Annotated in this window: 18 protein-coding genes and 1 pseudogene; 15 read left to right on the top strand and 4 right to left on the bottom strand. The window is 70.8% G+C overall.

Going from position 1 to position 18,996, the window contains the following annotated elements:
• Positions 1–161 precede the first annotated feature (161 nt).
• The 4 genes from rpmH to yidC are packed head-to-tail and all read left to right on the top strand — an operon-like array spanning position 162 to position 2,729.
• Positions 162–296 (top strand): 50S ribosomal protein L34, encoded by a 135-nt coding sequence (gene rpmH, locus RAMLITH_RS13005; RefSeq protein ID WP_027101598.1) that lies wholly within the window; start codon positions 162–164, stop codon positions 294–296.
• A 38-nt stretch (positions 297–334) separates the two neighbouring features.
• Entirely contained in the window at positions 335–739 is a 405-nt protein-coding gene (locus RAMLITH_RS13000; RefSeq protein ID WP_168107854.1) for a ribonuclease P protein component, read from the top strand.
• Positions 736–1,014, top strand: a complete 279-nt coding sequence (gene yidD, locus RAMLITH_RS12995) for a membrane protein insertion efficiency factor YidD (RefSeq protein ID WP_168107853.1) — start codon at positions 736–738, stop codon at positions 1,012–1,014. The genes RAMLITH_RS13000 and yidD overlap by 4 nt, the downstream gene beginning before the upstream one ends.
• Positions 1,011–2,729, top strand: coding sequence for a membrane protein insertase YidC (gene yidC, locus RAMLITH_RS12990; RefSeq protein WP_168107852.1), 1,719 nt, complete (start codon positions 1,011–1,013; stop codon positions 2,727–2,729). Before yidD ends, yidC begins: the two co-directional genes overlap by 4 nt.
• A gap of 59 nt (positions 2,730–2,788) precedes the next feature.
• Here yidC and RAMLITH_RS12985 read toward each other — a convergent pair whose 3' ends face one another.
• On the bottom strand, positions 2,789–4,396 hold the full coding sequence (locus RAMLITH_RS12985; RefSeq protein WP_168107851.1) for an AfsR/SARP family transcriptional regulator: 1,608 nt from the start codon (positions 4,394–4,396) through the stop codon (positions 2,789–2,791).
• Between the two features lie 174 nt (positions 4,397–4,570).
• Here RAMLITH_RS12985 and RAMLITH_RS12980 point away from each other — a divergent pair, with 174 nt between their 5' ends.
• The 7 genes from RAMLITH_RS12980 (at position 4,571) to RAMLITH_RS12950 (ending at position 12,609) form a co-directional block, all read left to right on the top strand.
• On the top strand, positions 4,571–5,077 hold the full coding sequence (locus tag RAMLITH_RS12980; protein WP_168107850.1) for a hypothetical protein: 507 nt from the start codon (positions 4,571–4,573) through the stop codon (positions 5,075–5,077).
• Between the two features lie 24 nt (positions 5,078–5,101).
• A complete protein-coding gene (gene mnmE, locus RAMLITH_RS12975; RefSeq protein WP_168107849.1) occupies positions 5,102–6,520 on the top strand; it encodes a tRNA uridine-5-carboxymethylaminomethyl(34) synthesis GTPase MnmE in 1,419 nt (472 codons plus the stop codon).
• Positions 6,521–6,747: 227 nt separating this feature from the next.
• Positions 6,748–7,893, top strand: coding sequence for an ABC transporter substrate-binding protein (locus RAMLITH_RS12970; protein ID WP_168107848.1), 1,146 nt, complete (start codon positions 6,748–6,750; stop codon positions 7,891–7,893).
• Between the two features lie 113 nt (positions 7,894–8,006).
• The gene (locus tag RAMLITH_RS12965) at positions 8,007–9,035 is read left to right on the top strand and encodes a branched-chain amino acid ABC transporter permease (RefSeq protein WP_168107847.1); all 1,029 of its coding nucleotides are present in this window, start codon (positions 8,007–8,009) and stop codon (positions 9,033–9,035) included.
• A complete protein-coding gene (locus RAMLITH_RS12960) occupies positions 9,032–10,876 on the top strand; it encodes a branched-chain amino acid ABC transporter ATP-binding protein/permease (protein WP_168107846.1) in 1,845 nt (614 codons plus the stop codon). The genes RAMLITH_RS12965 and RAMLITH_RS12960 overlap by 4 nt, the downstream gene beginning before the upstream one ends.
• Entirely contained in the window at positions 10,873–11,643 is a 771-nt protein-coding gene (locus RAMLITH_RS12955; RefSeq protein ID WP_168107845.1) for an ABC transporter ATP-binding protein, read from the top strand. The genes RAMLITH_RS12960 and RAMLITH_RS12955 overlap by 4 nt, the downstream gene beginning before the upstream one ends.
• 222 nt (positions 11,644–11,865) lie before the next feature.
• A complete protein-coding gene (locus RAMLITH_RS12950) occupies positions 11,866–12,609 on the top strand; it encodes a hypothetical protein (RefSeq protein WP_168107844.1) in 744 nt (247 codons plus the stop codon).
• Between the two features lie 15 nt (positions 12,610–12,624).
• On the opposite strand, the gene RAMLITH_RS12945 is transcribed toward RAMLITH_RS12950, so the two are convergent.
• Positions 12,625–14,613, bottom strand: a complete 1,989-nt coding sequence (locus tag RAMLITH_RS12945; RefSeq protein WP_168107843.1) for a monovalent cation:proton antiporter family protein — start codon at positions 14,611–14,613, stop codon at positions 12,625–12,627.
• An 81-nt stretch (positions 14,614–14,694) separates the two neighbouring features.
• Here RAMLITH_RS12945 and RAMLITH_RS12940 point away from each other — a divergent pair, with 81 nt between their 5' ends.
• The 4 genes from RAMLITH_RS12940 to RAMLITH_RS12925 are packed head-to-tail and all read left to right on the top strand — an operon-like array spanning position 14,695 to position 17,702.
• Complete coding sequence (locus RAMLITH_RS12940; RefSeq protein ID WP_168107842.1) at positions 14,695–15,720, top strand: KpsF/GutQ family sugar-phosphate isomerase; 1,026 nt, start codon at positions 14,695–14,697, stop codon at positions 15,718–15,720.
• Positions 15,720–16,265 (top strand): KdsC family phosphatase, encoded by a 546-nt coding sequence (locus RAMLITH_RS12935; RefSeq protein ID WP_168107841.1) that lies wholly within the window; start codon positions 15,720–15,722, stop codon positions 16,263–16,265. Before RAMLITH_RS12940 ends, RAMLITH_RS12935 begins: the two co-directional genes overlap by 1 nt.
• 16 nt (positions 16,266–16,281) lie before the next feature.
• Positions 16,282–16,929, top strand: coding sequence for an LPS export ABC transporter periplasmic protein LptC (gene lptC, locus RAMLITH_RS12930; protein WP_168107840.1), 648 nt, complete (start codon positions 16,282–16,284; stop codon positions 16,927–16,929).
• Positions 16,929–17,702 carry an SDR family oxidoreductase gene (locus tag RAMLITH_RS12925; RefSeq protein WP_168107839.1) on the top strand — a complete coding sequence of 258 codons (774 nt, stop codon included), beginning with the start codon at positions 16,929–16,931 and terminating at the stop codon, positions 17,700–17,702. The genes lptC and RAMLITH_RS12925 overlap by 1 nt, the downstream gene beginning before the upstream one ends.
• A 57-nt stretch (positions 17,703–17,759) precedes the next feature.
• Here the strand turns inward: RAMLITH_RS12925 and RAMLITH_RS12920 are convergent, their stop codons facing one another.
• Entirely contained in the window at positions 17,760–18,257 is a 498-nt protein-coding gene (locus RAMLITH_RS12920; protein ID WP_168107838.1) for an RNA recognition motif domain-containing protein, read from the bottom strand.
• Positions 18,258–18,545: 288 nt separating this feature from the next.
• Positions 18,546–18,947, bottom strand: a pseudogene (locus RAMLITH_RS12915) (RNA recognition motif domain-containing protein); the annotation flags it as partial.
• Between the last annotated feature and the right edge of the window lie 49 nt (positions 18,948–18,996).

Raw genomic sequence — 18,996 nt, 5'->3', positions numbered from 1 at the left:
TATCCACAAAGCCCGCCGGACCCGCAGGCCCGGCCTCGCGCCGGACGAAAGTGAGCGCTTCGTGCGCGGCCGGGGTGCGATCCGCCGGTCGGGCGGGGAGCCCTTTCGTTGCCGGCCGGCGGGAAATCCGCGATAATCATGGGTTTCCCTGAGAACCAACCATGAAACGCACCTACCAACCCTCCAAAGTGCGGCGCGCGCGCACCCACGGCTTCCTGGTCCGCATGAAGACCCGTGGCGGCCGCGCCGTGATCAACGCCCGCCGCGCCAAGGGGCGCAAGCGCCTGGCGGTCTGAGCCGGCTTTCCGCTGGCTCGGCCCATGCGCGCACCGCAGTGCAGCGGCTGAAGAACCGGGCACAGTTCGAGGCCGTCATGGCGGGCACCACCGTCTCCCGCACCAGGCATTTCGCGCTGCATCGCACGGAGCTCGACGCGCCCACGGCAGCCCCAGCAGGGCTTGGGACCGAACGGACCCAAGCCCTGTTTGCCATCCGGGAGCCCTGGATCGGCGCGCTGGTGCCCAAGCGCTGGGCGAAGCGGGCCGTGACGCGCAACGCCATCAAGCGACAGATCTACGCCGTGAGCCGCGAGTTCGAGACGCGCCTGCCGGCGGCCGCCCACGTGGTGCGGCTGCGGGCCGGGTTCGACCGCGCGCATTTTTCGAGCGCCACGTCCGACGCGCTGAAGCACGCCGTGCGCGGCGAGCTGCTGGACCTGTTCGCCCGGGCGGCCGCATGATCCGCGCCACGCTCATCGCCCTGGTCAAGGGCTACCGGCTCCTGCTCAGCCCCTGGCTGGGATCGAGCTGCCGCTTCACGCCCACCTGTTCCGCCTATTCGCTGGAGGCGCTCGAGCGCCACGGCGCCGGCGCGGGCACCTACCTGACGCTGGCGCGCCTGGTGCGCTGCCATCCGTGGTGCGCCGGCGGCCACGACCCGGTGCCGGACCGCGCCGGCCCGCCCCGCTTTCTCACGCAGCTGGTCTCTCCCCTCTCCAAGAAAAAGTCTTCATGAACGACATTCGCCGCACCATCCTGTGGGTGATCTTCGGTTTTTCCATGGTGCTGCTGTGGGACCAGTGGCAGGTCCACAACGGCCGGCAGGCGACGTTCTTCCCGAGCGCCAAGCCGCCGGCGACGGCGCAGGCGCCAGCGGCCAGCGCGTCCAGCGTGCCGCCCGCCAGCACGAGCGCGGCCGCGACGCCGCCCGGAACGGCCACGCCCGCCGCCGCCTCGCCCGGCGCGGTGCCCGCCGGCGGCACCGCCCCGGCGCCGGCCTCCCAGAAGATCACCGTCACCACCGACCTGCTGCTCATCACGTTCGACACCGCCGGCGGCTCGGTCGTGCGCACGGAGCTGCTGAAGGTCAGCGCCGACTCGGCCGCCGACAAGGTCACCGAAAACTTCGTCCTGCTGAACGAGACGCCGCAGGACACGTATGTCGCGCATTCGGGACTGATCGGCGGCGACTTCCCGAACCACAAGTCGGTGATGACCGTGAGCGGCGAGCGCGAGCTCAAGCCCGGCGCCAACGAACTGGTGGTGCGCTTCGAGTCCCCGGAAAAAGGCGGCGTGAAGCTGGTGAAGACCTATACGCTGCGCCGCGGCTCGTACGCGATGCCGGTCCGGCACGAGGTCGTCAATGCCGGCAGCGCGCCCGTCGCCCCGCAGCTGTACGTGCAGCTGGTGCGCGGCGCGACCACGTCCGGCGGCTCCTTCCTCACCAACCCCACCGGCACCTTCACCGGGCCCGCGGTCTACACGGAGGCGCAGAAATACCAGAAGGTCGAGTTCGGCGACGTCGACAAGAACAAGGCCGAATTCGAGAAGGAGTCGAGCAAGGGCTGGGTGGCGATGGTGCAGCACTACTTCGCCAGTGCCTGGATCCTGCCGGACGGCGTCAAGCGCGAGAACTTCGTGCGCAAGATCGACAGCCTGTACTCCGTCGGGATGATCGCGCCGCTGCCGGCGGTCGCGCCCGGCCAGTCGCAGGTGCTGGAAGCGACGCTGTTCACGGGTCCGCAGCAGGAGAAGATGCTGGAAAGCGTCGCGCCGGGGCTCGACCTGGTGAAGGACTACGGCATCTTCACCATCCTGGCCAAGCCGCTGTACTGGCTGCTCGACAAGCTGCACGGCCTGCTGGGCAACTGGGGCTGGTCGATCATGGCGCTGGTGCTGGTGATCAAGCTCGCCTTCTACTGGCTGCAGGCCAAGGGGTACGAGAGCATGGCCAAGATGAAGGCCATCAACCCCAGGGTCATGGCGATGCGCGAGCGCTACAAGGACAACCCGCAGCAGATGCAGCAGGAGATGATGCGCATCTACCGCGAGGAGAAGGTCAACCCGATGGGCGGCTGCTTCCCCATCATGATCCAGATCCCGGTGTTCATCGCGCTGTACTGGGTGCTGTTGTCCAGCGTGGAGATGCGCAACGCGCCGTGGATCGGCTGGATCCGCGACCTGGCGGCGCCGGACCCCTACTTCATCCTGCCGATCGTGATGACGCTCACGACCCTGTTGCAGACGGCGCTCAACCCGGCCCCGCCGGACCCGATGCAGGCCAAGCTGATGTGGTTCATGCCGCTGGCGTTCAGCATCATGTTCTTCTTCTTCCCGGCCGGCCTGGTGCTGTACTGGATCACCAACAACGTGCTGTCGATCGCGCAGCAGTGGCTGATCAACACGCGCATGGGCGTGCCGCCGCAGTTCAACCTGCCGAAGTTCAGGTAACGCTCCGCGAAGGTGAAAACAAGGGCCGCGCAGCGGCCCTTTCGCTTTCTCGTACGCCCTCAGGCGCCCCGCAGCTCCGGAGCCGGGCTGTCGGCCGGCACGCCGGCGGCCTGCAGCGCCCGCGCCATCCGCTGCTGGTGCTCGGGGTGGCGCATGGGCAGGGCGGCCGCGTGCGACGAGACGCTGAACCGGGCGTTGAGGCGGCGCGCCGTGGCGGCCTCAGCGCGCGCCCGTTCGAACTGGCCGCGCTCCGCGTGGATGCCCGCCAGAGCTGCGTGGGCCCAGAAGTAGTCCGGGTTGCGGGTCACGGCGCTCTCCATGACGGCCTGCGCCGCCTCGAGCTCATTCGTCATCCGCAGTGCCAGGCCGCGGATCGTGAGGAACATGCCATGATCATTGAGGTCGAGGGCTATCGCGCGGTCGACGGCGTCCAGCGCGGTGTCGAACTCGCCTGCCAGCAGCAGCCCTTCGGCGAGGTGGAAGTGGGCCCACGCGTACTGCGGTTCGAGCTCGACCGCCACTCGCAACTGCGCCAGCCCCTCGTCGAACCGGCGGCGCCGCAGCAGCACCTTGCCCATCAGCGTGTGCGGCGTGGAGCGTCCCGTGCGGTTGCAGGCAATGGCGCGCGAAGCCCATTGCTCCGCCAGGTCCATGCTGCGCTCGGGCTCCACGGTCCAGCCGAAGACCGACTCCATCCAGTGCGTCCAGCCCACCCGCGCGATGATCTCCGCATGGTCGCCGGCCAGGCGCACGGCCTCCTCGAAGGCGGCACGCGCCAGCAGGTTGTCCTGCGGCGTGCAGCGGCAGAACGCTTCCCAGCCGCGCAGGTTGAGGTCCACCACCCGGGGGTGGTCGCCGGCGCGCGGTCCCGAGACGACCGGGATCCTCGGGACCCCGGTGCGAGATATTTCTTGCGCTGCCGGCGGTGCGGCCAGCGGCGACTCCGGCCAGCCGGACAGCCGGTGGAACAGGGCGGCGGTCTCGGCGGCCGGCTCGACCCCCAGTTCGCCCCGCAAGGCCTCGCGGCAGTCGTTCCAGGCCTGGAGCGCCTTCGCGCGCAAGCCGGCCTTGACGTACAGCTGCATCAGCGCACGCCAGCATCCTTCGTGCACGGGGTCGTTGGCGAGCAGCCGGTGGGCCAGTTGCACGGCCCGCTCGCGATCGGGCTGATCCAGGACGGATTCGCCCAACCTCGCCAACACGCCGCATGCGATGTTGCGCAGTCGCTCGCGCTCGGTCGCCGCCCACCGCTCGAAGTCGGTGCCGGCCTCGAGGCTCTCGAGGAAGTCGCCGCGGTACAGCGCCGCGGCGGTTGCCATGCCGGCCAGGTCCCCGCTGGCGGACAGTGCCTCGAAGCGGACGACGTCGACCTCGCAGGCGCGATCGCAAACGACCAGACGCTCACCGTCGCTGTTCAGCAGGTCGACGGCGCCCCCCAGCGAACGGCGCAACAGGTGCAGGCACTGGCGCAGGGCGCCGCGCGCCTCGTCTTCCGCATGATCGGGCCAGAGCAGCGCGATCAGCCGGGCCCGTGACACGCCGGCGGCGCCTCCCAGCGCGGCCGCGGCGAGCACGGCCTGGGCCTTGCGGCCAAGCCGCAGCGGAACGGGCGAGCACGGGGTCTCCAGCGCAAATGCACCCAGGAGTCGCAAGCTCGAACTGGTCATGGGTCACCTCTCGCGCCGGTCCGCGCGGTCCCCGTTTGCTGGCGGCCGGCGCAGAAAGGATGGACCGGACGGCAGCGGCTGGCAAGTCCTGGTGACGCTTTCCTCACGGTTCCGTGACGTTGCGCGCGACGCCTGCCGCCCAGACTGCGTCCGGGCTTTCGAAAGGAGAACCCCATGACACATCAGTTCAACATCGCCCTGGCAGTCCTTGCCCTGACGGGCCCGGCGCTCGCCCACTCGGCGGCGCTGCTGCCCAAGGAGGGCACGTTCGAGTCGACACTCTGCTTCAGCGGCCCGGTGACGCGGCTGGTCGTCAGCGACACCGAACGCTATGGGACCTACAGCGTGACGGGCACGACCCAGTCGGACAACAAGGCGTTCGACGCGCTGAAGACGGAGTGCGTGGCGGCCTACGAGATGCGGTCCAGGGTCTGGCAGCATCGCGGCTACTGCGTCTTCCAGGACGCGAGTGGAGACAGGTTCCACGGCTCCGACAGCTTGACCGCCGACGGCGGGTACAAGGTCGTCTACCTGGGGGGCACCGGCAAGTTCGCGGGGTTCAGCGGTGAAGCCAAGGTCAGCATGATCGAAGATCCGGCCAAGCCGGTGCCGGGCACCATCCAGGGCTGCCGCCAGATCACGGCGCGGTACATCACCCCCGCCGCATGGCCGATGCCTTGAAACGGTGAGCGCTACGATGGCGGAATGCTCGCCCGACACGCCGACCCCATCGCCGCCATCGCCACCGCCCCCGGCCGCGGCGCGGTGGGCATCGTGCGGGTCTCGGGCAAGGGCCTCGCGCCGCTGGTCGCGGCGATCTGCGGCCGGCCGCTGAAGCCGCGCGAAGCGACCTATCTCGCGTTCCGCGCCGGCGACGGCACGCCGATCGACCAGGGACTCGCGCTGCATTTCCCGGCGCCGCATTCCTACACGGGCGAGGACGTGCTGGAACTGCAGGCCCATGGCGGCCCGGTGGTGCTGCAACTGCTGCTGGCGCGATGCCTCGAAGCGGCGGCCGAACCCGACCCGGCGACCGGCGGGCCGCGCCTGCCGCGGCTGCGGCTGGCGCAACCCGGCGAGTTCACCGAGCGCGCCTTCCTCAACGACAAGATCGACCTGGCGCAGGCCGAGGCCATCGCCGACCTGATCGACGCCAGCACCGAAGCCGCCGCGCGCAGCGCCGGCCGCTCGCTCTCGGGCGAGTTCTCGCGCGAGATCCACACGCTGCGCGACGCGCTGATCCACCTCAGGATGCTGGTCGAGGCGACCCTCGACTTTCCCGACGAGGAGATCGACTTCCTGCAGCAGGCCGACGCGCAAGGGCAGCTGCTGCGCCTGCGCGAGACGCTGGCGCGCGTGCAGCAGCGCGCGCGCCAGGGCGCCTTGCTGCGCGAAGGGATCAAGGTGGTGATCGCGGGCCAGCCCAACGCCGGCAAGAGCTCGCTGCTCAACGCGCTGGCCGGCGCCGAACTCGCGATCGTCACGCCGGTGCCCGGCACCACGCGCGATGTGGTGAGCGAGACGATCCAGATCGAAGGCGTGCCGCTGCACGTGATCGACACGGCCGGCCTGCGCGAGAGCGAGGACCATGTCGAGCGGATCGGCATCGAGCGCGCCTGGGGCCAGATCGAGCGCGCCGACGCGGTGCTGTTCCTGCACGACCTGACGCGCGCGGCGCTGGCCGACTACCGTGCCGGCGACGAGGCGATCGCGCGCGGGCTGGCCGACAAGCTGCCGCCTTCGGTGCCGGTGATCGACGTCTGGAACAAGGTCGACGCGGCGCCCGACGCCGGAGGGCCTGTGGCCGACCACGAACGGGTGGCCCTGTCGGCCAGGACCGGCGCCGGCCTCGACGTGCTGCGCCGCAAGCTGCTGGAGGTGGCGGGCTGGCAGTCCGCGCCCGAGGGCGTCTACATCGCGCGCGAGCGCCACGTGCAGGCACTGCGCGAGGTGGCGGAGCACCTGGATCTCGCGACGCAGCACCTGGCGGCGCGCCGCCCCGCCCTCGAGCTGCTGGCCGAGGAACTGCGCCTCGCGCAGAACGCGCTCAACGCGATCACCGGCGAATTCACCTCCGACGACCTCCTTGGCGTCATCTTCTCGAGCTTCTGCATCGGCAAGTAGCTGCCGCGGGCGGCCATGCCCGCGGCGCTTGCTCGCCGCGCGGCGGTCCTCATTCCGCCGTGCCGGTCAAGCGGGCCGTCCCGGGTTGACCTGGATCAAGCCACTTTGTAGGCTGGCTCACCTTGGCCTGGGAGCGCCGGGTAAACCCGCGTCGGGGTCCAGCCTGAATTCAGGTAATTTGATGCCGGTATTCCAGGCCTGCCTTTAACTACACCAGGAGACTGTCCATGAAATTCCTCAAACCCGTCGCTCTCGCGGCCGCGCTGCTCTCCAGCACGCTGGCCCTGGCGGACATCACCGTAGGCGTCACCGTCTCGGCCACCGGGCCCGCGGCGTCGCTGGGAATTCCCGAGAAGAACACGATCGCGCTGATGCCCAAGACGATCGCCGGCGAGAAGATCAACTACATCGTCCTCGACGACGCGTCGGACACCACGGCGGCGGTCACCAACACCCGCAAGCTCATCACGGAAAACAAGGTCGACGTGATCCTCGGCTCGACGGTCACTCCCAATTCGCTGGCGATGATCGACGTGGTTTCGGAAGCCAAGGTGCCGATGATCTCGATGGCGGCCTCGGCCAAGATCGTCGAGCCGGTCGACGCGAAGAAGGCCTGGGTCTTCAAGACCCCGCAGAACGACATCATGATGTCGCAGGCGATCGTCGAGCACATGGCCAAGAGCGGCATCAAGAGCGTCGGCTTCGTCGGCTTCTCCGATGCCTACGGCGAAGGCTGGTACCAGGAGTTCAGCAAGGCGGCCGCCGCCAAGGGCCTGCAGATCTCTGCGAACGAGCGCTATGCCCGCACCGACACCTCGGTCACCGGCCAGGTGCTCAAGATCATGGCGGCCAAGCCCGACGCCGTGCTGATCGCCGGCTCCGGCACGCCCGCCGCCCTGCCGCAGAAGACGCTGAAGGAACGCGGCTATGCCGGCAAGATCTACCAGACGCACGGCGTCGCCAATGCCGACTTCCTGCGCGTCGGCGGCAAGGACGTGGAAGGCACGCTGCTGCCGGCCGGCCCGGTGCTGGTCGCCGACCAGCTGGCCGACAGCCATCCGGTGAAGAAGCCGGCCCTGGCCTACATCGCCGCCTACGAGGCCGCCCACGGCAAAGGCACCGTGTCGACGTTCGGCGCGCACGCCTGGGACGCCGGCATGCTGATGGCCGCCGCCGTTCCGGAGGCGCTCAAGAAGGCCAAGCCCGGCACGCCCGAGTTCCGCTCGGCGCTGCGCGACGCGCTGGAGAACGTCAAGGGCATGGCCGGCGCGCACGGCATCTTCTCGATGTCCAAGACCGACCACCTCGGCCTGGACCACAACGCCCGCGTCATGGTCCGCATCGAGAACGGCACCTGGAAGTACACGCCCTGAGCATCGCCGCGTGAGGGCGGCCGCCGGCGGCGCCCGCCCCGCGCATCGGGCCTCCGCGGGGAGGCCCGCCTTTCATCCGGGGGCCGCTGGCGGCTCCGCAACCGGTAGTGATCATGGATGTTCAGATCGCCCTGCTGCTGGGGCAGGACGGCATTGTCAATGGCGCGGTTTACGGGCTGCTGGCTCTGGCCCTGGTGCTGGTGTTTTCGGTCACCCGCATCATCTTCATTCCGCAGGGCGAACTGGTCGCGTTCGCGGCCCTGTCGATGGCGGCGCTCAACGCCGGCCGCGCCCCGGCGGTGCTCTGGCTGCTGATCGGGCTGGCGGCGGTCACGCTGCTGGTCGAAACCTGGCGGCAGCGGCGCGGCGCGCCGGTCGACTGGCGTTCCACGCTGGTGTGGACGGTGCTGCTGCCGGTGATGGCCGCGTCGATGGTCGTGCTGCGCCCGGCCTCGGTCGCGCTGCAGGCGCTGACGACGCTGCTCGTGGTCGCCCCGCTCGGCCCCCTGCTCTATCGCCTGGCCTACCGGCCGATCGCCAGCGCCAGCGTGCTGATGCTGCTGATCGTGTCGGTGGCGCTGCACGGCGTCATGGTCGGCCTCGGGCTGCTGTTCTTCGGCGCCGAAGGCTCGCGCACCCCGGCGTTCTCGGACCTGCGGTTCGACCTCGGCGGCATCCAGGTCACCGGCCAGTCGCTGGTGGTGGTGGGCGTCACCGTGGCGCTGGTGTTCGCCATGTTCCGCTTCTTCGGCGGCACCATGATCGGCAAGGCGCTGCGCGCGACGGCGATGAACCGGGTCGGCGCGCGGCTGATGGGGATTCCCACGGACCTCTCGGGTGACCTGAGCTTCGCCCTGGCCGGCGTCATCGGCGCCGTGTCGGGACTGCTGATCGGGCCGCTGACGACGGTCTATTACGACACCGGCTTCCTGATCGGGCTCAAGGGCTTCGTCGCGGCGATCGTCGGCGGGCTCGCGAGCTACCCGATGGCGCTGGCCGGCGCGCTGCTGGTGGGGCAGCTGGAATCCTTCTCCTCCTTCTGGGCCAGCGCCTTCAAGGAGGTGCTGGTCTTCACGCTGATCATCCCGGTGCTGTGGTGGCGCTCGATGCAAAGCGTGCACGTGGAAGAAGACGAAGAATGACGCCGCGCCACCTCACCCTGCTCGCCGTCGCGGCGCTGGCCCTGGCCTGGGGCTGGCTGCCGGAATTCACCATCACCCTGCTCTGCTACATCGGCCTGTACGCGATGGTCGCGGCCGGCCTGGTGATGCTCACCGGCGTCGGCGGCATGACCTCCTTCGGCCAGGCGGCGTTCGTCGGCATCGGCGCCTATGCCACGGCCTGGGTCACCACTTCACCGGCGCTGGCGGCGGCGCTGGGCGGACCGGTCAGCCCGGCCTGGGGGCCGTGGCTGGGACTCGTGCTCGGCATGCTGCTGGCCGCCGCGGTCGCCTGGATCCTGGGCGCCGTGACGCTGAAGCTGTCGGGCCATTACCTGCCGCTCGCCACCATCGCGTGGGGCCTGGGCATCTACTTCCTGTTCGGCAACCTGGAGTTCCTGGGCGGGCACACCGGCACCGGCGGGCTGCCGCCGATCACCGTTGGCGGCATGTCGCTCGCGGACTCCCGCGTCATGGGCGTCGTGATCTGGGCCACGCTGCTGCTGATGCTGTGGGCGCTGCACAACCTGCTCGACTCGCGCGAGGGCCGCGCCATCCGCGCGCTCAAGGGCGGCCGCCTGATGGCCGAATCGATGGGGGTGGACACCGCCGCATACCGCGTCAAGGTGTTCGTGCTCGCCGCCCTGATGGCGGGCCTGTCCGGCTGGTTCTACGCGCACCTGCAGCGTTTCGTGAACCCGACGCCGTTCAACCTCAACATCGGCATCGAGTACCTGTTCATGGCGGTGGTCGGCGGCGCCGGACACCTGTGGGGCGCCGTCCTCGGCGCGGCGCTGATCACGCTGCTGAAATCGCAATTGCAGGACGTGCTGCCCAAGCTCCTGGGCAGCAGCGGCAATTTCGAGGTGATCGTGTTCGGCCTGCTGATGCTGGTGGTGCTGCACCGCTTTGCCGACGGCATGTGGCCGACGCTCGCCAGGGCCAGCCGCCGCTTCCTGCGCCCGACGGCGGCTTCGGTGCGTGCCGCCGCCGAGCCCCTGCCGCCGCGGACGCTGCCGCCCAGGGGCCAGGTGCTGCTCGAGGCGACGGCGGCCAGCAAGCACTTCGGCGGCCTCAAGGCCGTGAACGAGGTGACGCTGGACGTCCGGGCGGGCGAGGTGCACGCGCTGATCGGCCCCAACGGCGCCGGCAAGTCCACCTTCTTCAACATGGTGTCCGGCGTGATCGACCTCACGTCCGGCGGCGTGCGGGTGATGGGGCAGGACATGAAGAACCGGCCGTCGCGCCACTTCGCGGCGCTCGGCCTGGGGCGCACTTTCCAGCACGTGCGGCTGATGGCGCACCGCAGCGTCCTCGACAACGTGGCGCTGGGCGCGCACCGGCGCGGCCAGCGCGGCTGGATCGCCGCCATGCTGCGGCTGGACCGCGCCGAGGAGGCGACGCTGCTGGCCCATGCCCGGCGCCAGCTCGAACGCTGCCAGCTCGAGGGGCATGCCGCCGAGGCAGCCGGTTCGCTGGCGCTGGGGCAGCAGCGCGTGATCGAGATCGCCCGCGCGCTGGCCGGCCAGCCGGCCCTGCTGCTGCTGGACGAGCCGGCGGCGGGCCTGCGGCACCTCGAGAAGCTGGCGCTGGCCCAGCTGCTCTCGCAACTGCGGGCCGAAGGCCTGGGGATCCTGGTGGTGGAACACGACATGGAGTTCGTCATGAACCTGGCCGACCGCGTGACGGTGATGGAGTTCGGCACCGTGATCGCGCGCGGCACGCCCGCGCAGGTGCAGGCGGACCCGCGGGTGCTGGAGGCCTACCTCGGCGTCGGCGACGAGGCCGCCGAGGTCGAGGAACGGCTGGAGGCGGCGGCATGAGTGCCGCGCGGCCGCCCGAAGGCGCACTGCTGCACCTGCGCGATTTCGGCGTTTCGTACGGCGCGGTGCAGGCCGTGCACGGCGTCGAACTCGCGGTGCACGAAGGCGAGATCGTCACGGTGATCGGTCCCAACGGCGCCGGCAAGTCCAGCCTGCTGTGCGCGGCCATGGGCCTGCTGCCGTCCAGCGGCGCGCTGGCCGTGGACGGCGTCATCATTCCGCGCCCCAGCGTCGAGCTGATGGTGGCGCGCGGCGTGTCGCTGGTGCCCGAGCGGCGCGAACTCTTCGGCGACATGGTGGTCGAGGACAACCTGGTGCTCGGCGGCTTCTGGCGCTGGCGCAAGGGCGAGCGCGACCACCTGCAGCGCCTGCAGGAAGTGTTCGCGCTGTTCCCGCGGCTGGAGGAGCGGCGCCAGCAACTGGCTTCGACCCTGTCGGGTGGGGAGCGGCAGATGCTGGCGATCGGCCGCGCGCTGATGGCGCGGCCGCGGCTGCTGATGCTGGACGAGCCTTCGCTGGGCCTGGCGCCGCTGATCGTGCGCGAGGTGCTGCAGATGGTGGCCTCGCTGCGCGACCTGGGGGTGTCGGTGCTGCTGGTGGAGCAGAACGCGCGGGCCGCGCTGCAGGTCGCCGACCGGGCGTACGTGCTGGAGATGGGCGCCGTCGTGCTGCAAGGCACCGCCCAGGACCTGCTGCACGACCGCCGCATCATCGACACCTACCTCGGCATGGGCCGCAAGGCGAAAGGCCCGACCGCGGTGGCCTGAGCGCGGCGCGGGCCCGAGGTAGCGCTTTTGGGTTCAACCCGCCGGGCGGGGGTGGGCGCCGTCCGGCAGGCAGCCGTGAACCATGCCACGAAGTCCGCATCGGACTGTGGTGCGAGGGCGCCGGAGCGCCCTCGCCGGTGGCGGGCACGACGCAGCCGATTTACACTCACTCGGCAGCGCGGCCATCCGGCGGCGGGCTGCGCTTCAAGAAGGCCCGTCGCAATGTCCTTGTTCAACTGGCTCTCCCGCGAAAAGCAGACCAAGGCGCCTGCCGAAACCGGCGCCGTCCCGGCCGAGCCCGCCCGCGGCACCCCGGCCGCGCCGGGCGCCCCGCGCAAGACCGACCGCATGGCGCGGCGCGAGCTGCTGTATTCGGTCGTGCGCGAGTCGATGGCGCGCGCCGGCGTGCTCTCGGCCAGCTACAGGTTCAAGGTGCTGTCGCTGGACGCCGCGGGACGCCAGTTCCTGGTCATGGTGGACCTGGCCAGCAGCGAACGCGCCGGCCCCGAACTGCTGTGCGACATCGAGGCCGTGGTCACCCAGCGCGCCAAGAGCCGCCACGACCTGGTGGTGAGCGGCGTCTACTGGCGTCGCAGCGACCAGGTGGGCGCCGCGGCGCGGCCGGCGGCCGGCCGCCAGCCGGCGCGCGGCGCGGCCGCGGCCCAGCCGTCGCAGCCGGCCGAGTTGCTGTCCGACTCGCCTCCGTCGATCCCGGCGCCGCAGCAGCCCGCCACGGCCGGCAGCTTCGATCCGATCGAGGAAGACGAGCTGGCGGCACTGCGGGCCGCCCTGGCGAATGGCTTGGGTGGCGCCTCGCCGCCCGCGCGTGCGCCGGCGCGACCGGCCGCCACCTCGCAGGCGGGCGCCGAGCCCGCCGCGTCCGGCTTCCCGGACACCGTCGTGCGTCGCGACACCGACACCCGCGGCCGCACGCTCAGCTCGACGCAGGCCGGCGACCTGAACTGAAACGCCCGGCCCGCTTCAGCGCAGGCCGCTCAGCAAGCGCTGCTCCGCCAAAGCCAGCGGCTCGGGCCGTCCGGACAGCACCAGCGTGTCGCCGTCTTCCAGCCGTGGATCCGTCTCGGGGTCGAGCCGGCGGCCATTGCCCCGGCGCAGGCTGACGACCCGCACGCCCGCCCCCTGCAATTCCAGCTGGCTGAGCGTGCGCCCCGGCGCGTTCGATCCAAGGGGCAGCGTCACCGTCGTCAGCCGCTCGTGCTCCGCGTCCTCGGGCGCCTCGTCCACGCCCAGGAAATGCCCGCGCAGCAGGCCGTAGCGCGCATCGCGCTGCTGCTGCACGATCCGGATCACGCGGCGCAGCGGCACACCCACCAGCGCCAGCGTATGGCTGGCCAGCATCAGCGAACCTTCCAGCGCCTCCGGCACGACCTCGACGGCCCCCGCCGTCTGCAGTTCGTCCAGCCGCATGTCGTCCTGGGTCCGCACGACGACCGGCACCTGCGGCGCGTGGGTGCGCACGTTGGCGAGCACCTTCAGCGCGCCGGCGACGTCGAGATAGGTGACGACCACCGCGCTGGCCCGCGAGAGCCCGGCGGCGACCAGCGCCTGCAGGCGCGCGGCGTCGCCGAAGACCACCGAGTCGCCGGCGGCCGCGGCCTGGCGCACCCGGTCGGGGTCGAGGTCGAGCGCGATGTGCGGGATGCCTTCGCGCTCCAGCAGCCGCCCCAGGTTCTGGCCGCTGCGCCCGTAGCCGCAGATGATCACGTGCTTGTCGGTGTTGATCGAGCGCCGCGCGATGGCCGTCATCTGCAGCGACTGCTGCATCCAGTCGCTGGCCACCAGCTTCAGCACGATCGCGTTGGCGTGCATGATGATGAACGGCGTCGCCAGCATGGACAGCACCATGCTGGCCAGGATCGGGTTGAAGAGTTCCGGCGGCACCAGCGCGCTCTGCTGCGCCAGCGTCAGCAGCACGAAGCCGAACTCGCCGGCCTGCGCCAGGTACAGGCCGGTGCGCAGCGACACGCCGGCGGTCGCGCCCATCACCCGAGCCAGCGCCGTCACCAGCAGCAGCTTGAACAGCACCGGCAGCGTGACCAGGACCAGCACCAGCCCCCAGTACCGGGCGACGACGCGCCAGTCGAGGATCATCCCGATGGTGATGAAGAACAGGCCCAGCAGGACGTCGTGGAACGGCCGGATGTCGGATTCGACCTGGTGCTTGTATTCCGTCTCGGAAATCAGCATCCCGGCGACGAATGCGCCCAGCGCCAGCGACAGGCCCGCCAGCTGGGTGAGCCAGGCCAGCCCCAGCGTGACGAGCAGCAGGTTCAGGACGAACAGCTCCTCGCTCTTGCGCCGGGCCACGAGGGTGAGCCACCAGCGCATCAGCCGCTGGCCGCCCACCAGCAGCAGCCCGATCAGGACCACGGCCTTGAGCGCCGCCAGGCCCAGGGCGACCAGCAGCGTCTCCGGTGGACTGCCCAGGGCCGGGATCAGCACCAGCAGCGGCACCACCGCGAGGTCCTGGAACAGCAGCACGCCGACGACGCGCTTGCCGTGCTCGCTTTCGAGCTCCAGCCGCTCGGCCAGCAGCTTCACCACGATCGCCGTGCTGCTCATCGCCGCCGCGCCGGCGAGCGCCACGGCCGTGCGCCAGTCCATGCCCCACAGGCCGGGTGCGGCCATCCCGAGCAGCAGCGACCCGCCGGTTCCCAGCACGACGGTGAGCAGCACCTGCGCCTGGCCCAGTCCGAACACGTGGCGCCGCATGGCGCGCAGCTTGTGCAGGTTGAATTCCAGGCCGATGACGAACATCAGGAAGACGACGCCGAACTCGCCCAGGTGCCGCACGATGTCCGAGTTCTCGGCCAGGGCCAGCGCGTTGGGCCCGATCAGCACGCCGACGACCAGGTAGCCGAGCATCGGCGGCAGCTTCAGCATCCGGCAGGCGACCACGCCGAGCACCGCGGCCAGCAGATAGAGCAGCGTGAGCTCGAGGGCGGACATGGCCCCATGCTACCAAGCGCGGGTGACGGATCCGTCGCGGCTCGGCCGGCTCGCCGGCAGGCCCCTCGATAGAATCCGGTCATGGTGTCCCCACCCGAGCACGTCCTGCCGCCGCCGCACCGCGCCCCACCCGCGTTCGACGCCGCGCAGGCGCTGCGGCTCGCGCAGGAGACCTTCGACATCGAGGCCGCCGCCGTGCTGGGCCTGAAGGCGCGCACCGGCGCGGCTTTCGCGCAGGCGGTCGAGCGCATGCTCTCGATCCGCGGCCGGGTGGTGGTGATGGGCATGGGCAAGAGCGGCCACGTGGGCCGCAAGATCGCCGCGACGCTCGCCTCCACCGGCACGCCCGCCCTCTTCGTGCATCCGGCCGAGGCCAGCCACGGCGACCTCGGCATGATCACGCCGGACGACCTGGTGCTGGCGATCTCCAATGGCGGCGAAAGCGACGAGATCACCGCGATCCTGCCGGTCCTCAAGCGCCTGGGGGTCGCCACCATCGCGATGACGGGCGGGCTGCAGTCGACCCTGGCCGTCCACGCCGAAGTGGTCCTCGACAGCGGCGTCGCCAAGGAGGCCTGCCCGCTGAACCTGGCGCCGACCGCCAGCACCACGGCGCAGCTCGCGCTGGGCGACGCGCTGGCCGTCGCGCTGCTCGATGCCCGCGGCTTCCGGGCCGAGGACTTCGCGCGCTCGCACCCCGGCGGCGCGCTGGGCCGCAAGCTGCTGACGCACGTGAGCGACGTCATGCGCACCGGCAACGCGGTGCCGCACGTCGGCCCGGACACGCGTTTTTCCGACCTGATGCGGGAGATGAGCGGCAAGGGCCTGGGCGCGTCCGCCGTCGTCGACGGCGCGGGCCGGGTGCTGGGCATCTTCACCGACGGCGACCTGCGCCGGCTGGTCGAGAAGGGACTGGACCTGCGCGGCCTCGTCGCCCGCGAGGTGATGCACCCGAACCCGCGCGTGATCCGCCAGGACGCGCTGGCGGCAGAGGCGGCCGACCTGATGGAGCAGCACCGCATCACCAGCGTCCTGGTGGTCGACGCCGAGGGTCGGCTGTGCGGCGCCGTCAACAGCAACGACCTGATGCGGGCCAAGGTGATCTGATGCGCACGCCGGTCCTGAACTTTCCGCCGGCGCTGCTGCTCGCCGCGCAGGGCGTGCGGGTGGCGTTCTTCGACGTCGACGGCGTGCTGACCGACGGCGGGGTGCACTTCACCGAAGCCGGCGAGACCCTCAAGCGCTTCCATATCCTCGACGGGCTGGGGCTGAAGCTGCTGCAGCGCGGCGGCATCACGCCGGCCGTGATCACCGGCCGCGATTCGGCGCCGCTGCGCCATCGGCTGGCCGCGCTGGGCGTCGAGCACGTGCACTACGGAACCGAGGCCAAGCGTGGCGCCGCCGAGGCGACGCTGCAGGAACTGGGGCTCGACTGGTCGCAGGCCGCGGCGATCGGCGACGACTGGCCGGACCTGCCGGTCCTCGCGCGCTGCGCATTTTCCTGCGCGCCGCCGAACGCGCACGCCGAGGTGAAGGCGACCGTGCACCACGTGACGCAGGCGGCGGGCGGGGCCGGCGCCGCCCGCGAATTCTGCGACCTCCTGCTGGTGGCCAGCGGCCGGTATGCCGGGCTGCTGGAGGACTACGCGTGAGGCCAGGCTGCCGCCGATGAGCGCCACCGTCGCCGGCCAGCCGCGCCGGGCCTGGTCGCTGGTGGGCCGCGCCTGGGACCGGCTCTCGGTCTACCTGCCGATCATCCTGATGGGCGTGATCGCGCTGGGCACGTACTGGCTGGCGCGCAATACGCCGTCGCTGGCCGTGGTCGAGGCGCCGCGGCCGCCGACGCACGATCCCGACACCATCATGCGGCGCTTTTCCGTCAAGACCTTCGACCCCGCCGGGCGGCTGAAAAGCGAGGTGCACGGCAGCGAAGCCCGCCACTTCCCGGACACCGACACGGTGGAGATCGACCAGCCGCGGATCCGCTCGTTGAACGCACAGGGCGACCTCACCGCCGCGACCGCGCAGCGGGCCCTCAGCAACGCCGACGGCTCCGAAGTCCAGTTGTTCGGCAACGCGGTGGTGACGCGCACCCCCGCCGCGGCCGGCGGCCCGCCGCGCGCGCCGCTGGAGTTCCGCGGCGAATTCCTGCACGCCTTCCTGGATGCCGAACGCCTGGTGTCCAACAAGCCGGTGGAACTGCGCCGGGGCGACGACCGCTTCACCGGCGACAGCCTGCAGTACGACAACATCAACCGCGTGCTGGTGCTCGAGGGCCGGGTGCGCGGCAGCATCGCGGCGCGGCAGGGCGGCTGATGGACCGTCTGGTGTTCATCACCGGGGCTTCCAGCGGCATCGGCCAGGCCCTGGCCTGGCGCTATCACCAGGCCGGGTGGCGGCTGGCGCTGGCGGCGCGCCGCGCCGCCGAGACGGCGCAGTGGGCGCGGCAGCAGGGCATCCCGCCCGAGCGGTGCGCCGTCTACGAAGCGGACGTCGCGGCGACGGACAGCATCGTCGCGGCCGCCCGCGACTGCATCGCGCGCCAGGGGCTGCCCGACGCGGTTATCGCCAATGCCGGGATCAGCGTCGGCATGGACACGGCGGTGCGCGAGGACCTGGACGTGATGGCGCGGGTGCTGGCGACCAACACCGTCGGCCTGGCCGCGACCTTCCACCCGTTCGTCGCGCCCATGGCGCGGCGCGGCTCCGGCGCGCTGGTGGGCATCGCCAGCGTGGCCGGCATCCGCGGCCTGCCGGGGCACGGCGCGTACTGCGCCAGCAAGGCGGCGGCGATTTCCTATTGCGAGAGCCTGCGCGGCGAGTTGCGCGGCACCGGCGTGAAGGTGGTGACGATCTGCCCGGGCTACGTCGCCACGCCGCTCACCGCGCGCAATCGCTTCCCGATGCCGTTCCTGATGACGGCCGAGGCCTTCGCCGACCGCGCGTTGCGTGCCGTCGAAGCCGGTGCCAGCTACCGTGTGATCCCGTGGCAGATGGGCATCGTGGCGACACTGCTGCGGGTGCTGCCGAACGCGTTGCTGGACCGCGCCTTCGCCGGCCAGCCACGCAAGCGGCGCGTGGGCGAGTAAGGCGCGGCCGGGCATGAAAAAAGGCTCCCGTGGGAGCCTTCTTGCCGTCGAAACGGGTCAGTAGCCGCCGCGATTGCCGCCGCCGCGCGGGCCGGAGCCGTACGGGCTGCGGAAACCGCCGTCGCCGCCGCCGCGGCCGCCGTAGCCGCCGCCACCGCCTTCGCGGCCGCCGCCACCTTCACGCCGGCCGCCACCACCACCGTAGCCACCGCCGCCGCCGCCATAGCCGCCGCTGCCGCCACCACCGTAGCCGCCGCCATAGCCGCCGCCGCCGCCACCACCGTAGCCGCCGGAGCGCGGACGCGATTCCATGGGACGCGCCTCGTTCACGACGACGCTGCGGCCGCCGAGCGGCTGCCCGTTCATGCCGTTGATGGCCGCCTGGGCCTCCGCGTCGCTGCCCATCTCGACGAAGCCGAAGCCCTTGGAGCGGCCGGTGTCGCGCTCCATCATGACCTTGGCGCTGGTGACGGCGCCGAACTGGCTGAATGCCTGCTCGAGATCGCTGTCGCGCACGGAATAAGGCAGATTGCCCACGTACAGTTTATTGCCCATTGATCGGGGCTCCTGAAAAGACGATGACTAGCGCGATGGAGTCCCGAAAACGCATTCCACTGAACCCGAGCGAAGCGATAAGTGACCTGTTCACCGCAATCCTTGCGCTGCCCTTGGGGGACACGCTTTTCCATTATGAACAGGAATCCGGCGCAAGTGCAGACCCCAGGAAGGCCCCGAACCTCGTCGAAAACCCTTAATTGCAGTGCAAGAAAAAAAGGGCCCGTAGGCCCTTTGTGTTCTTTTTGCGACGGGCGACAGTCCCCGTGCGTTGCTTGCAGCTCAGTAGCCGCGGCCGCCGCCGTAGCCGCCACCGCCGCCTTCGCGCCGGCCGCCGCCACCACCGTAGCCGCCGCCACCGCCACCGTAGCCGCCACCACCGCCACCGTAGCCGCCACCACCGCCGCCGCCGCCGAAACCGCCGGAACGGGGAGCACGCGGCTCCATCGGACGGGCTTCGTTCACGACGAGGCCACGGCCGCCGACCTGCTGGCCGTTCATGCCTTCGATCGCGGCGCGGGCTTCCGCCTCGCTGCTCATTTCGACGAAGCCGAAGCCCTTGGAGCGGCCGGTGTCGCGCTCCATCATGACCTTGGCGCTGGAGACGGTGCCGTACTGGCTGAACGCCTGTTCCATGTCACTGTCGCGGTACGAATAGGGCAGGTTGCCCACGTAAAGTTTGTTGCCCATTGAATGGACTCCTGGAGAAAAGAAACGCACGAAGCGATGGAGTCCGAAC

Origin of the sequence: Ramlibacter lithotrophicus (assembly GCF_012184415.1) — a bacterium.
GTDB lineage: Bacteria > Pseudomonadota > Gammaproteobacteria > Burkholderiales > Burkholderiaceae_C > Ramlibacter > Ramlibacter lithotrophicus.
This window is presented reverse-complemented; position numbering and strand designations above follow the sequence as displayed.